Genomic DNA, 13,177 nt, shown 5'->3' with positions numbered 1-13,177 from the left:
CGCTACTCCTCCCGCCTCCTCGCTCCCGATCATGGTCGCGGCGGAAACGGAGGGAGCGGGAAAAAGGGACGAGCTGCGATCACCGATGCGTTCGGGCGGGCACAGGTCTCCCCGTGCGCAGCCCGAGTACGCGGCAGGAACCCCTACGGTTCTCCCGCACCACCCTCCGGCGGCCCGGTGATCGAGACCGCGGACCTGGTCAAGACGTTCGGCGAGACCAGGACCGTGGACGGCGTCGATCTCGCCGTCCCCACCGGCACGGTCTACGGCGTCATCGGTCCGAACGGCGCCGACAGGACGACCACCGTGAAGATGCTCGCCACGCTGCTGCGGCTGCAACCGCGAGCAGCACCTTCGGGCGGCGCCCGAGAGCATGTGCCTCAGGCCGGCGGGAGCGGCGGGACCCCGGGCATGCCGGGGGTCCCCAGGGGGGCCCGGGAACGGTCCGGGCCCATCCGCACGATCGTGACCACCCGGTCCGTCGGTTCCAGCATGCCGATCGCCGGATCGTCGTAGTCGAGGACGCGGTGCCCCCGGACGACACTCACCACCAGGTCGTCCGTCTCACGCGGTCCGCGGCCCGTCTCGGCCTTGGTGACGGGCCGTTCGACTAGGTCGAGCCCGTCACCCTGCTGGATGAGGTCCTCCATGACCCGGCCCGCCGCCGGACTGAGCACGGACAGGCCGAGGAGCCGGCCGGCCGCACCGGCGCTGGTGATGACCTCGTCGGCGCCCGACTGCTTCAGCAGCGGGGCGTTCTCCTCCTCGCGGACCGCCGCCACGATCTTCGCCCTGGGGTTGAGCTGGCGGGCCGTCAGCGCCACCAGGACGGCCGTGTCGTCCCGCTGGGTCGCGATGACGATCCGTCCCGCCCGCTGCACCTCGGCCCGCCGTAGCACGTCACTGCGGGTGGCGTCCCCGACCACGCCCTCGTAGCCCTCGGCCGTCGCCGCGTCGATCACCTTCGCACTGGGATCGATCACCACGACCTGCTCCTTGCGCAGGCCCGCCGTACAGGCCGTCCGGATCGCGGACCGTCCCTTCGTGCCGAAGCCGACGACGACAGTGTGGTCGCGCAAGGGGGACCTCCGGGATCATGGATATCTGTGGACTCATGGACACGTGTTGCTTCATGACGGGCAGGCGCCCGCCGGGAACCATGGTGCCCACCGATCGGATCACCGTCACAGGGGGCACACGATGAAGGACCACGAACGACAGCCGGCCGGCCCGGCCAGACTCTCCCTCTTCAGGTCCCTCTGGTACCGCTCACGCACCGAAGCCCGCGACGACGCCGAGGCGGGCCGTTCCATCACGATGCCCATGCGCATCGCCGTCCCTCCGCTCCTGCAGGTACTCCGGCGCCTCGCCATGGGCCTGCTGGTACTGGCCGTCACCACGCTGATCGTCTACGTCGACCGCGACGGCTACAACGACAACTCGGACGGCTCCGTCAGCCTCCTCGACGCCGCCTACTACGCCACCGTCACACTCTCCACCACCGGCTACGGCGACATCACCCCGGTCAGTGAAACAGCCCGGCTCGTCAACATCCTCGTCATCACGCCACTGCGCGTGCTGTTCCTGATCATCCTGGTCGGCACCACCCTGGAAGTCCTCACCGAGCGCACCCGTCAGCAGGTCCGCGTCCACCGCTGGCGGGTGCGCACCAGCAATCACGTCGTGGTCGTCGGATACGGCACGAAGGGCCGCCACGCGGTGGAGACCCTCGTCGGGCAGGGCATCGCCAAGGACCGGATCGTCATCGTGGACGCCCAGCGCAAGTCCGCGCTCGCCGCCGGCGACGACGGACTGGTGTCGGTGACCGGGGACGCCACCCGCTCGGAGACGCTCCTCAAGGCCGAGGTCCAGACCGCCTCCCGGGTGATCGTCGCCCCGCAACGCGACGACACGGCCGCCCTGGTCACCCTCACCGCCCGGCAGCTGAACCGGCGCGCGACGATCGTGGTGGCCGCCCGTGAGGACGAGAACGTGCCGCTGCTCAAGCAGAGCGGCGCGGACACCGTGATCACCAGCTCCAGCTCCGCCGGCCGGCTGCTCGGCGTCTCGATGGTCAGCCCGACCGTGGCCAGGACCCTGGAGAACCTGATGACCCTCGGCAGTGGCCTGGACCTCATCGAGCGGCCGGTCAGCAAGGCGGAGGTCGGCGCGGCGCCCCGCAGCTGCGCCGACCTGGTCGTGGCCGTCGTCCGGGGCAAGGAACTGCTGGACTACGCCGATTCCCGGCTCTCTCGGCTCCAACTGGGAGACCGCGTGATCACGGTCAGCCGCGCCGTACCGGCGCCTGAGCAGGCATGACGATGTTTCACGTGAAACCCGGAGCGAGCGGAGGCGAGTCGGAGCAAGCCGAGACCGTTTCACGTGAAACACGGGTGGACCAGGCCTGTTTCACGTGAAACAGGCGTCGATCCCGGCCGTCGCCCACGGCAGGTCGAGAAGCTCCGTCTCCTGACCCGCGCGTGCACCGCCCGGCGGCACGACAGCGAGGGCGTCGGCCGCCGCGATACCCCGCAGCATCGCCGGGCCGTTGTAGTGCAACGGCACGGCGTGGTCACGTCGCAGGACGACCGGGATGAGCCGGGTGTCGTGCGGGTGCCCGTGCACGGATTGCCGCACCGGCAGCGCGTACGGCTCGGGAGCCGGCCGGGCGGCGAGGGCGCGCAGCAGCGGCTCGGCGAGCGTGAGCAGGCCGGAGACGGCCGCGAGAGGGTTGCCGGGCAGGCCGACGAGGTGCTGGTCCTCCTTGAGGCGGGCCAGCAGCATCGGGTGACCGGGGCGCACCTTGACGCCGTCGACGAGGAGTTCGGCGTCGAGCCGGCGCAGGGTGGGGTGCACGTGGTCGACGGGCCCCGAGGCGGTGCCCCCGGTGGTGACGATGAGATCGGCGCCGGATGCGGTGATGGCCTTGTGCAGGGCCCTCGCGTCGTCGCCGAGCCGGCGTACGGAGGTGACCTCGGCGCCCAGCGACCGCAGCCACGGGGGCAGCATCGGACCGAGCGCGTCCCGAATGAGGCCGTCGTGCGGGCGGCCCTCGGTGAGCAGTTCGTCGCCCAGGACGAGCACCTCGACCCGGGGTCTGGGGACGGCGGCCAGGGTGTCGTACCCGGCGGCCGCGGCGAGGCCGAGGACGGCCGGGGTCACCACCGCCCCGGCCCGCAGCAGCTGATCCCCGCTGCGGCATTCCTGGCCCCGGGGGCGGATGTCCTGGCCGTGCTGCATCTCGCGGGTCGGGTGCAGCCGGCCGTTGTCGTCGGTCCGGCCGTGCTCGCTGCGCAGTACCGCGGTGGTGTCCGGGGGGATCCGGGCGCCGGTGGCGATCCGTACGGCCTCGCCGTCGGCCAGGGGCGCGGGAGCCGAGCTGCCGGCCAGCACGCCCTCCTCCCGTACGTGCCAGGGGCCGGGACCCGCGACAGCCCAGCCGTCCATCGCCGAGGTGTCGAAGGAGGGCAGGTCGGTGAGGGCCGTCAGCGGAGCCGCGAGAACGAGGCCGAGGGCATCGTCGAGGGTCACGGAGACGGGGGCGAGGCGGGCGGCACCGGAGCGGGCGGCACGGGCGGCACGGGCGGCGATCGTCCGGGCCTCGGGCCAGGACGTCGCCCGGTGGCGGTGCTCGCCGGCGTCGGCCCGGTGACCGGTCTCCGGGCTCCGGGCCGGGGAGGAGGGGGAAGAGGAGGGCGGCGTACCGTCGCCGCTGCCCCCGCGCTGTGCGGGCCTGTGGCCGCCGGGCGGGCGGGCGGTGCCGTTGCCGTCCTTCACCAGGGCGAGTGCCTCCTCGACGTCGAGGTCCTCGGCGTCGAGGCCCTGCCGGGTACCGCGGGCGGTCATCCGGCGTCCGGTCCGGAGCCGCCGGGCTTGTCGGCCTTCCCTTGCTCTGCTTTCTCCTGCTCGGCCTTCTCCTGCTCGGCCTCCTCCGCCCAGCGCAGCGCGAGCGCGGCGGCCTTGCGGGCCGCCTCGGCTACGGCTTCGGGGCCTCCCTGGGCCTGAGCTGCCGCATAGCCGACCAGGAAAGTGGTCAGCGGGGCCGCGGGCCTGGCCACACCGTGGGCGGCGTCGCGGGCCAGATCGAGGAGGGCGCCGGTGTCGACGTCGAGGTCGATGCCCAGCTCGTCCTTGACTGCGGAAATCCATTCATCCAACACGTGGTCATGCTCCCTGATACGTGCTCTGGCGGCGGCGATGTCGTCCCAGGTGTCGCAGTCGAACGACGCGACCGGGTCGGGGACGCGGGTGAGGTCGAGTCCGGCGGTCAACCGGCGCAGCGGCAGTCCGGTGAGGCCGCCTTCGCCGGCGGTGAGCACCGCCAGTTCGCGGCGCAGGGCGGCCGTGCGGTACGCGGCGACGAGAGGCTGGTCACGGCCGTCGACGTCGGTGAGCAGCACACCCTCGGCCGCGCCGGCGCGCAGGGCGGTCAGCAGTCGCCGTACGGTGTCCGCCGCGAGGAAGGGCAGGTCGGCGGAGAGGACGAGGACGTCGTCCGCCGCGGTGTGGCGCAGCCCGGCGTCGAGCGCGGCGACGGGCCCCGCGCCGGGCGGGTCCTCGCGCGCCCAGCGCACGGGTCGCGCGGTGGGGCGGGGATCGGCGACGACGACGGTGGTGCGCGCGTCGGCGCAGGCGCCGAGCACCCGGTCGAGCAGCGCGCGCCCGCCCACCCGCACGCCGGGCTTGTCGGCGCCGCCGAGCCGGCGGGCGCCGCCACCGGCGAGCACGACGGCGTCGTGGGCGGCGGGCTCGTTCGAGGTCACCCCCCGAGTATGCGGGCCACCCCGGGGATGCGGGCCCGCCGGATCACGGGAAACACGCGAATCGCCGGGGCGCGCCCGCAATCACAGGGTGCGCAACAGCACCGCCGGCTGCTCCACGCAGTCCGCCACGTAGCGCAGGAAGCCTCCCGCCGTTCCGCCGTCGCACACCCGGTGGTCGAAGGTGAGCGAGAGCTGGACGACCTGGCGCACCGCCAGCTCGCCCTCGTGCACCCACGGCTTGGGGATGATCCGGCCGACGCCGAGCATCGCCGCCTCGGGGTGGTTGATGATCGGCGTGGAGCCGTCGACTCCGAACACCCCGTAGTTGTTCAGGGTGAAGGTGCCGCCGGTCAGGTCGGCGGGGGTGAGGCGGCCGTCCCGGGACAGCTCGGTGAGCCGGGCGAACTCCGCGGTGAGTCCCTCGGCGTCCCGGGCCTGCGCGTCGCGGACGACGGGCACGACGAGTCCCCGCTCGGTCTGCGCGGCGAAGCCGAGGTGGACATGGTCGAACTGGACGACCTCCCGGGCCGCCAGGTCCACGGTGGAGTTCAGCTCCGGGAAGCGGGCCAGCGCCGCGGTGCAGATACGGGCGAGCAGCGCGAGGAGGGAGATCTTCGGCCCGCCGGACGCGTTCATGGCTGCCCGGGCCCGCATCAGCTCCGTCGCGTCGGCGTCCACCCAGCAGGTGGCGTCGGGGATCTCGCGGCGGCTGCGCGAGAGCTTGTCTGCGACGGCACCCCGCACGCCCTTGAGCGGGACGCGGCGGCTTCCGGCGGGCGCGGAGGACGCGGGCGACAGCTGTGCCGTCTGGTCCCGCGGGGCGGCCCCCCGCAGCGCGTTCTCCACGTCCGCCCGCAGGATCAGCCCCTCGGGCCCGGAGCCCGTGAGCTCCCGCAGGTCCAGGTTGTTCTCCCGGGCGAGTCTGCGCACCAGGGGGGAGATCACGGGGACGGGGCCGTCGGGCTTTCCGTCCGCGACAGCCGGGGCAGCCGGGGCAACCGGGACAGCCGCGGTGGGGGCGGCGACGGTCACGGAAGCGGCTGGTTGCGGTCGGGCCGACCGGATCCGGCGCCTGCGCGCGGGTGCCTCCGAGGTGCCGTAGCCGACGAGCACGTTGCCCGACCCCTCGGCATCCTTGGCGAGGACCTCCGGGCCGCCGGAGGCCGGCGCACCGACCGCGACCGTGATCAGCGGGGCGCCGACGGGCAGTTCGGTGCCCTCCTCGCCGAAACGCGCGGTGACCACACCGCCGTAGGGGCAGGGCACCTCGACCATCGCCTTGGCCGTCTCGACCTCGACGACCGGCTGGTCGACGGCGACGACGTCGCCCACCTGGACCAGCCAGCGGACGATCTCCGCCTCGGTGAGTCCCTCCCCGAGGTCGGGGAGCTTGAACTCCAGCACCTGTGCCATCAGTTGTCCGCCTCCCACTGCAACCGCGCCACGGTGTCCAGGATCCGGTCGACGCCGGGCAGGTGGTGGCGCTCCAGCATCGGCGGCGGGTACGGAAGGTCGAACCCGGCGACGCGCAGCACCGGTGCCTCCAGGTGGTGGAAGCAGCGCTCCGTGACGCGGGCCGCGATCTCGCCGCCCGGGCCGCCGAAGGAGCCCGACTCGTGCACGACGACCGCGCGGCCGGTCCGCCGCACCGAGGCGCAGACCGTCTCGTCGTCGAAGGGCACCAGCGAGCGCAGGTCGACGACCTCGAGGTCCCAGCCCTCGGCGCGCGCCGCTTCGGCGGCTTCGAGGCAGACCGGCACCGAAGGACCGTAGGTGATCAGCGTGGCGCTCCGGCCCGGACGCCGCACCACCGCGCGGCCGATCGGCTCGACACTCTGCGGTTCCTCCGGGTTCCAGGAGTCCTTGGACCAGTACAGACGCTTGGGTTCGAGGACGACGACCGGGTCGTCGGAGGCGATGGCGGCGCGCAGCAGACCGTAGGCGTCGGCGACCGTGGCCGGCGTGACGACATGGAGGCCCGGGGTCGCCATGTAGTACGCCTCGGAGGAGTCACTGTGGTGCTCGACGCCCCCGATGCCACCGCCGTAGGGCACCCGGACGGTGATCGGCAGGGGCATACGGCCGCGGGTGCGGTTGCGCATCCGGGCGACATGGCTGATGAGCTGCTCGAACGCCGGGTAGGCGAAGGCGTCGAACTGCATCTCCACGACCGGCCGCAGTCCGTACATCGCCATGCCGACGGCCGTGCCGAGGATGCCGGCCTCGGCGAGCGGGGTGTCCGTGCAGCGGTCCTCGCCGAACTCCGCGGCGAGCCCGTCGGTGACCCGGAAGACGCCGCCGAGGGTGCCCACGTCCTCGCCCAGGACGTGCACGGTCGGGTCGGCGGCCATCGCGTCCCGGAGCGCGCGGGTGAGGGCCTGCGCCATGGTGGCGGGCTTGAGGGCGACGGTGGTCATCGGTGCGTACCCTCCTGGTCGGCGTGCTCCGCCTCGAGCTCCGCCCGCAGCAGGTCCCGCTGCTCGCGCAGTTGGGGGGTGGGTTCGGCGTACACGTGGGCGAACAGGTCCATGGGGTCGAGGACCGCGTCCTGGTTCATACGGGCGCGCAGGTCGGCGGCCATCGCCTCGGCGGCCTCCCGCGCGGACTGCTTCGCGTCCTCGTCGAGCAGCCCGCGCGCGGTGAGTTCGCGCTCCAGCAGCTGGATCGGGTCGTGTTCGCGCCAGGTCTCGACCTCGGCGTCGCCGCGGTAGCGGGTGGCGTCGTCGGCGTTGGTGTGCGCCTCGATGCGGTAGGTCACCGCCTCCACGAGGGTGGGACCGCCGCCCTCACGCGCGCGCCGCACGGCGTCGGTCAGCACCTCGTGCACGGCGGCCGCGTCGTTGCCGTCGACCAGGCGCCCCGGCATGCCGTATCCGACGGCCTTGTGGGCCAGCGAGGGAGCGGCGGTCTGCTTGGCGAGCGGTACGGAGATCGCGAAGCCGTTGTTCTGCACGAGGAAGACGACCGGGGCCTGCCAGACGGCGGCGAAGTTCAGCGCCTCGTGGAAGTCGCCCTCGCTGGTGCCGCCGTCGCCGACCATGGCGAGCGCGACCACGTCGTCGCCCTTGAGGCGGGCGGCGTGCGCGAGACCCACGGCGTGTGGGAGCTGGGTGGCGAGCGGCGTGGACAGCGGCGCCACCCGGTGCTCGTAGGGGTCGTAGCCGGTGTGCCAGTCGCCGCGCAGCAGGGTGAGGGCCTCGACGGGGTCCACGCCGCGTGCGACGACGGCGAGGGTGTCGCGGTAGCTGGGGAAGAGCCAGTCCCGCTCCTGGAGAGCGAGCGCGGCGGCGACCTCGCAGGCCTCCTGGCCCGTGCTGGAGGGGTAGACGGCGAGTCTGCCCTGCTTGGTGAGGGCGGTGGCCTGGACGTTGTAACGGCGGCCGCGCACCAGCTGGGCGTACAGCCGGCGCAGCAGCTCCGGGTCGGCCTGCGCGGCCGCGTCGGTGCCGAGGACGCGGTACGGCTCCGCGTCGGGCAGCAGCGGCGCGGGGTCGGTACGGGGCTGCCAGGCCGGCGGCGGAGTCGGCCGGTAGGCGCCCCGCTGCTCCATGACCGTCATGACGGCACCTCCTCGTAGGAGTGGCTACGGGAGACGCGTCGGTTGTGATGCGCCTCACCTACCGATTGTTCGGTCGTCGGCACATTTTGGCTACAGGGCCCCTCAGGCTGTGGACAAACGGTTCTCCACAACCTGAGATGGGTGCACTACGTCCATGACAGGGAGGCAGGGGGACATGGCACCTGAACAAATGGCCGAAGGGCCGGAGAACGGCACCGTGCCGCCTCCGGGCAACCCTCCGCCGCCGACCGGTGTCCTGTCGCCGAGCAGCGCCCCGTCACCGGGCGGCGCCCCGCTGCCGCCGCCGCGCCCCCTGGACGCCATCGATCAGGACATCCTGCAGATACTCCAGGCGGACGGCCGCGCCTCGATACGGTCGGTCGCCGAGCGGGTCCACGTCTCGCGCGCCAACGCCTACGCGCGGATCAACCGGCTCATCGAGGACGGCGTCATCCGCGGCTTCGGCGCCCGTGTCGACCACGAGCGCGCCGGGCAGGGCACGAGCGCCTACATCACGCTGAAGATCGTGCAGAACTCCTGGCGGACGGTGCGCGAGCAGCTGCGGCTGCTGCCCGGCGCCTCCCACATCGCCCTCGTGGGAGGCGATTTCGACGTCCTGCTCCTGGTGCACACCCCGGACAACAGGGCGCTGCGCGAGGTGGTGCTCACCCGGCTCCAGCTGATCCCCGAGGTGCTCAGCACGCGCACGCTGCTGGTGTTCGAGGAGGAGGACCTGGAGCCGCAGGGGTGAGCCCTACGGGGCCGTGCGCAGCCCCTCGAAGACCAGCCGCACCACCGCGTCGGCGACCTCGCTCTCGACCATCCCCCGACCGCCCGGCCGGTACCACTCGACGATCGAGTTGATCATCCCGAAGACCAGCCGGGTGGCGAGCCGTACCTCCATGTCACCGCGTATGTCCCCGTCGGCGGCGGCCGCCCTCAGCAGGTCGGCGACCCGGTGGTCGAAGTCGCGGCGCCGCTCCAGGGCCCACCGCTCGGTGTCGGTGTTGCCGCGCACGCGCAGCAGCAGTGTCACGTACGGCAGTTCGCCGATGAGCACCTCGACCATGCGCCGCACGACGTACTCCAGGCGCTCCGAGGGGTCCCCCACGCGCGCGTGCTCCTCCTCGAGGATCCCGAAGAGGCCGTCCAGGGCCCGGCTGACGGCCCGCCGCAGCAGTTCCTCCTTGCCGGCGACATGGTGGTAGATCGACGACTTGGAGATGCCGGCCGCCTTGGAGAGGTGCTCCATCGAGGTGCCGTCGTAACCGCGCTCGATGAAGACCTGGACGGCGACGGAGAGCAGGGTCTCCGGGGTGTACGTGTCGCGCTTGGCGGTGGTCACGAGGCGCCCTCCCGCTTCTCGGTGGCATAGGAGTGGCGGTACAGCGCGAGGGACGGCGCGTAGCGGCCGGAGGGGTCGCGCTCGTGCAGGTCGTCCAGGAGGGAGCAGGCCCAGGTGCGGCCCAGCCTGCGGCTCCACTCGAAGGGGCCGAGGGGGTAGTTGACGCCCAGCCGCATCGCGGTGTCGATGTCCTCCTCGGTGGCCACGCCCTTGGCCACGGCGTCGTGCGCGAGGTCGACGATCCGCGCGACCGTACGGGCGACGATCATGCCCGGGACGTCGCCGATGACGCTGACGTCCTTGCCGAGCGCCTGGAACAGGCCGATCGCCTCGGACATCGTCTGCGTGGAGGTGTCCTGGGAGGCGGACAGGGCGATACGGGTGGCCTTGCGGTAGTCCAGGGCGAGGTCGAAGTAGACGACGTCCCGGAACTCCACGGACGTCTGGCCGTCGGCGAGGGCGAGTTGGCCGTCGCCGGGCAGCACCAGGCGGGTGCCGTGGTCCTCCTCCTCCTCGCGGACCTGGATGCCCGCCTCGCGGATCAGCGCGAGCAGTTCGGAGGCGGGGCCCAGATTGCCCTCGGCGACGACGTACGCGGGCGGCTGGGCCTTCTCCGCGGTGTGCGGTTCGGCCGCCTCAGGGGCCCCGGTACCGGCGGAGTAGTCGTACCAGCCCTGGCCGGTCTTGCGGCCGAGGCGGCCCGACTCGACCAGACGCCGCTGGGCGAGCGAGGGCGTGAAGCGCACGTCCTGGAAGAAGGACCGCCACACGGAGTGCGTGACCGACTCGTTGACGTCCTGTCCGATCAGGTCGGTCAGCTCGAAGGCGCCCATCTTGAACCCGCCCGACTCACGCAGGATCGCGTCGATGGTGGCCGGGTCGGCGCCCTGCGCCTCGTAGACGGCGAACGCCTCGGCGTAGAAGGGCCGCGCGATGCGGTTGACGATGAAGCCGGGGGTGTCGGCGCAGGCGACCGGCGTCTTGCCCCAGGAACGGGCGGTCTCGTACGCGCGGGTGGCCGACGTGACGTCGGTGGCGTACCCGGAGACGACCTCGACCAGCGGCAGCAGCGGGGCGGGGTTGAAGAAGTGCAGGCCCACCAGGCGGCCCGGGTTGCGCAGGGCGCCCCCGACGGCGGTCACCGACAGGGACGAGGTGTTCGTCGCGAGCAGACAGTCCTCGCCGACGACGTCCTCCAGCTGCCGGAACAGCTCCTGCTTGGCCTCCAGGAGCTCCACGACGGCCTCGACGACCAGGGAGCAGTCGGCGAGGTCGGTGAGGCTCTCCGCGGGCCGCAGGCGGGCCCGTGCCTCGTCCCGGTCGCCGGCGGCGAGGCGGTCCTTCTCGACGAGCCGGTCCAGACGGGTGCCGATCGCGGCGGCCGCCTCGCGGGCACGGCCGGGCACGGCGTCGTACAGCCACACGGGGTGACCGGCGACGAGCGCGACCTGGGCGATGCCCTGGCCCATGGTGCCGGTGCCGACGACGGCCACGGGGCTGCTGAGGTCGAGAGCTGTCATGTGCGCGATCCTCCCGCACGGGGTTTTCCACAGATGCGGCAGGCCCCCTTGTCCCGACCGATCGTTCGGTTACTCTAACCCTGACTGGCTGTTCCTGCCCAGGTTTCCGCCAGGTCATGAGCTCGACGGAGAGTTCTCAAGACGAGGAGTTGGTCCCGCATGGCCGCCGCCGAACCGACCGCGCACGCTCTGATCGCCCAGCACCGGCCCACCCTCGACCAGGCCCTGGAAGCGATCCGCACCCGCGCGTACTGGTCCCCGCACCCGGAACACCCCAAGGCCTACGGGGAGAACGGCAGCCTGGACGCCGCGGCAGGCAAGGCCGCGTTCGACGCCGTTCTGCACACCCGCCTCGACCTCGGCCAGCCCGGCACCGACGACTGGGTGGGCGGCGAGGTGTCGCCGTACGGCGTCGAACTGGGCGTGACCTACCCGCACGCGGACGTGGACACGCTGCTGCCCGCCATGCGGGCCGGACAGGGCGCCTGGCGGGACGCGGGCGCGGAACTGCGCGCGGTGGTCTGCCTGGAGATCCTCAAGCGGATCAGCGACCGGACGCACGAGTTCGCCCACGCGGTCATGCACACCTCCGGCCAGGCCTTCATGATGGCCTTCCAGGCGGGCGGCCCGCACGCACAGGACCGCGGCCTGGAAGCGGTGGCGTACGCGTACGCGGAGCAGGTCCGCACGCCCGGCACGGCGGAGTGGAGCAAGCCCCAGGGCAAGCGCGACCCACTCGCGATGACCAAGCACTTCACCCCGGTCCCGCGCGGGATCGCCCTGCTCATCGGCTGCAACACCTTCCCGACGTGGAACGGCTACCCGGGCCTCTTCGCCTCCCTGGCCACGGGCAACGCGGTCCTGGTCAAGCCCCACCCGCGCGCGGTGCTTCCGCTCGCGCTGACCGTGGGCGTCGCCCGCGAGGTGCTCGCCGAGGCCGGCTTCGACCCGAACCTGGTCGCGCTGGCCGCCGAGCGCCCCGGCGAGGGCATCGCCAAGACCCTGGCCACCCGCCCCGAGATCCGGATCGTCGACTACACCGGCTCGACCGCCTTCGGCGACTGGCTGGAGGCCAACGCCCGCCAGGCGCAGGTCTACACCGAGAAGGCCGGCGTCAACACGGTGATCGTGGAGTCCACCGCCAACTACAAGGGCATGCTCGCCAACCTGGCGTTCTCGCTCTCCCTGTACAGCGGCCAGATGTGCACGACCCCGCAGAATCTGCTGATCCCCCGCGACGGCATCCGCACCGACGAGGGCGCGAAGACCTTCGACGAGGTCGTCGCCGACCTCGCCCGCTCGGTCGACGGCCTCCTCGGCGACGACGCCCGCGCGAACGCGCTGCTCGGCGCGATCGTCAACCCGGACGTCAAAGCCCGCCTGGAGGCCGCCGCGGGCCTCGGCGAGGTCGCCCTCGCCTCCCGCGAGGTGAGCAACCCGGAGTTCCCGGACGCGATCGTGCGCACCCCGGTGCTCGTCAAGCTCGACGGGGCCCGGAAGTACTGGGACGGCGCGGACGACGAGGCCGCCTACATGGGCGAGTGCTTCGGCCCGGTCTCCTTCGCCGTCGCCGTCGACTCCGCGGCCGACGCGGTCGCCCTGCTGCGGCGCACGGTGCGCGAGAAGGGCGCGATGACGGTCGGCGCGTACACCACCGACGCGGAGGTCGAGCGGGCGATCGAGGAGGTCTGCCTGGAGGAGGCCGCCCAGCTGTCCCTCAACCTCACCGGCGGGGTCTACGTCAACCAGACGGCCGCGTTCTCCGACTTCCACGGCTCGGGCGGCAACCCGGCGGCCAACGCGGCCCTCACCGACGGCGCGTTCGTCGCCAACCGCTTCCGGGTGGTGGAGGTCCGCCGGGACGCCTAGGGAGTGTCCGACGGATCATGATCGGAGCCATAAGCGGATCGCTGCTGCGGTGACGGTGCCATGGAAGACGTAGGCCCTCTTGTCGTAACGGGTTGCGACGGCACGGGAGTTCTTGAGCCGG

At 72.6% G+C, this 13,177-nt stretch carries 10 protein-coding genes and 3 pseudogenes; 4 read left to right on the top strand and 9 right to left on the bottom strand.

Annotated elements, in window-relative coordinates; all coding sequences use genetic code 11:
- Positions 1-177: 177 nt before the first annotated feature.
- Positions 178-333 (top strand): annotated as a pseudogene (locus QQM72_RS16680) (daunorubicin/doxorubicin resistance ABC transporter ATP-binding protein DrrA); the annotation flags it as partial.
- A gap of 47 nt (positions 334-380) precedes the next feature.
- Here the strand turns inward: QQM72_RS16680 and QQM72_RS16675 are convergent.
- Positions 381-1,088 (bottom strand): annotated as a pseudogene (locus tag QQM72_RS16675) (potassium channel family protein); the annotation flags it as partial.
- Positions 1,089-1,200: 112 nt separating this feature from the next.
- Between QQM72_RS16675 and QQM72_RS16670 the strand changes: the two are divergent.
- Complete coding sequence (locus QQM72_RS16670) at positions 1,201-2,319, top strand: potassium channel family protein (protein ID WP_314221667.1); 1,119 nt, start codon at positions 1,201-1,203, stop codon at positions 2,317-2,319.
- Positions 2,320-2,409: 90 nt separating this feature from the next.
- Here QQM72_RS16670 and QQM72_RS16665 read toward each other — a convergent pair whose 3' ends face one another.
- From QQM72_RS16665 to pdhA, 5 genes are all read right to left on the bottom strand, one after another.
- Positions 2,410-3,846 carry a molybdopterin molybdotransferase MoeA gene (locus tag QQM72_RS16665; protein ID WP_314221666.1) on the bottom strand — a complete coding sequence of 479 codons (1,437 nt, stop codon included), beginning with the start codon at positions 3,844-3,846 and terminating at the stop codon, positions 2,410-2,412.
- Complete coding sequence (locus QQM72_RS16660) at positions 3,843-4,763, bottom strand: NTP transferase domain-containing protein (RefSeq protein ID WP_314221665.1); 921 nt, start codon at positions 4,761-4,763, stop codon at positions 3,843-3,845. Before QQM72_RS16660 ends, QQM72_RS16665 begins: the two co-directional genes overlap by 4 nt.
- Before the next feature lie 81 nt (positions 4,764-4,844).
- Positions 4,845-6,176, bottom strand: a complete 1,332-nt coding sequence (locus QQM72_RS16655) for a dihydrolipoamide acetyltransferase family protein (protein WP_314221664.1) — start codon at positions 6,174-6,176, stop codon at positions 4,845-4,847.
- Positions 6,176-7,180 carry an alpha-ketoacid dehydrogenase subunit beta gene (locus QQM72_RS16650; RefSeq protein WP_314221663.1) on the bottom strand — a complete coding sequence of 335 codons (1,005 nt, stop codon included), beginning with the start codon at positions 7,178-7,180 and terminating at the stop codon, positions 6,176-6,178. The genes QQM72_RS16655 and QQM72_RS16650 overlap by 1 nt, the downstream gene beginning before the upstream one ends.
- A complete protein-coding gene (gene pdhA / locus QQM72_RS16645; protein ID WP_314221662.1) occupies positions 7,177-8,322 on the bottom strand; it encodes a pyruvate dehydrogenase (acetyl-transferring) E1 component subunit alpha in 1,146 nt (381 codons plus the stop codon). The genes QQM72_RS16650 and pdhA overlap by 4 nt, the downstream gene beginning before the upstream one ends.
- 175 nt (positions 8,323-8,497) lie before the next feature.
- On the opposite strand from pdhA, the gene QQM72_RS16640 reads away from it, so the two are divergent.
- A complete protein-coding gene (locus QQM72_RS16640; protein WP_314221661.1) occupies positions 8,498-9,073 on the top strand; it encodes an Lrp/AsnC family transcriptional regulator in 576 nt (191 codons plus the stop codon).
- Positions 9,074-9,076: 3 nt separating this feature from the next.
- Here QQM72_RS16640 and QQM72_RS16635 read toward each other — a convergent pair whose 3' ends face one another.
- Together QQM72_RS16635 and QQM72_RS16630 are read right to left on the bottom strand one after the other, a co-directional pair.
- On the bottom strand, positions 9,077-9,667 hold the full coding sequence (locus tag QQM72_RS16635; RefSeq protein WP_314221660.1) for a TetR/AcrR family transcriptional regulator: 591 nt from the start codon (positions 9,665-9,667) through the stop codon (positions 9,077-9,079).
- On the bottom strand, positions 9,664-11,187 hold the full coding sequence (locus QQM72_RS16630; protein ID WP_314221659.1) for a 3-hydroxyacyl-CoA dehydrogenase: 1,524 nt from the start codon (positions 11,185-11,187) through the stop codon (positions 9,664-9,666). Before QQM72_RS16630 ends, QQM72_RS16635 begins: the two co-directional genes overlap by 4 nt.
- Positions 11,188-11,346: 159 nt before the next feature.
- Between QQM72_RS16630 and paaN the strand changes: the two genes are divergently transcribed.
- The gene (gene paaN, locus QQM72_RS16625) at positions 11,347-13,056 is read left to right on the top strand and encodes a phenylacetic acid degradation protein PaaN (RefSeq protein WP_314221658.1); all 1,710 of its coding nucleotides are present in this window, start codon (positions 11,347-11,349) and stop codon (positions 13,054-13,056) included.
- Positions 13,057-13,071: 15 nt separating this feature from the next.
- Here paaN and QQM72_RS16620 read toward each other — a convergent pair.
- Positions 13,072-13,177 (bottom strand): annotated as a pseudogene (locus QQM72_RS16620) (IS5/IS1182 family transposase); the annotation flags it as partial.

The sequence above is a fragment of the Streptomyces zaehneri genome, from assembly GCF_032248645.1.
GTDB classification, from domain to species: Bacteria; Actinomycetota; Actinomycetes; order Streptomycetales; family Streptomycetaceae; genus Streptomyces; species Streptomyces coriariae.
This window is presented reverse-complemented; position numbering and strand designations above follow the sequence as displayed.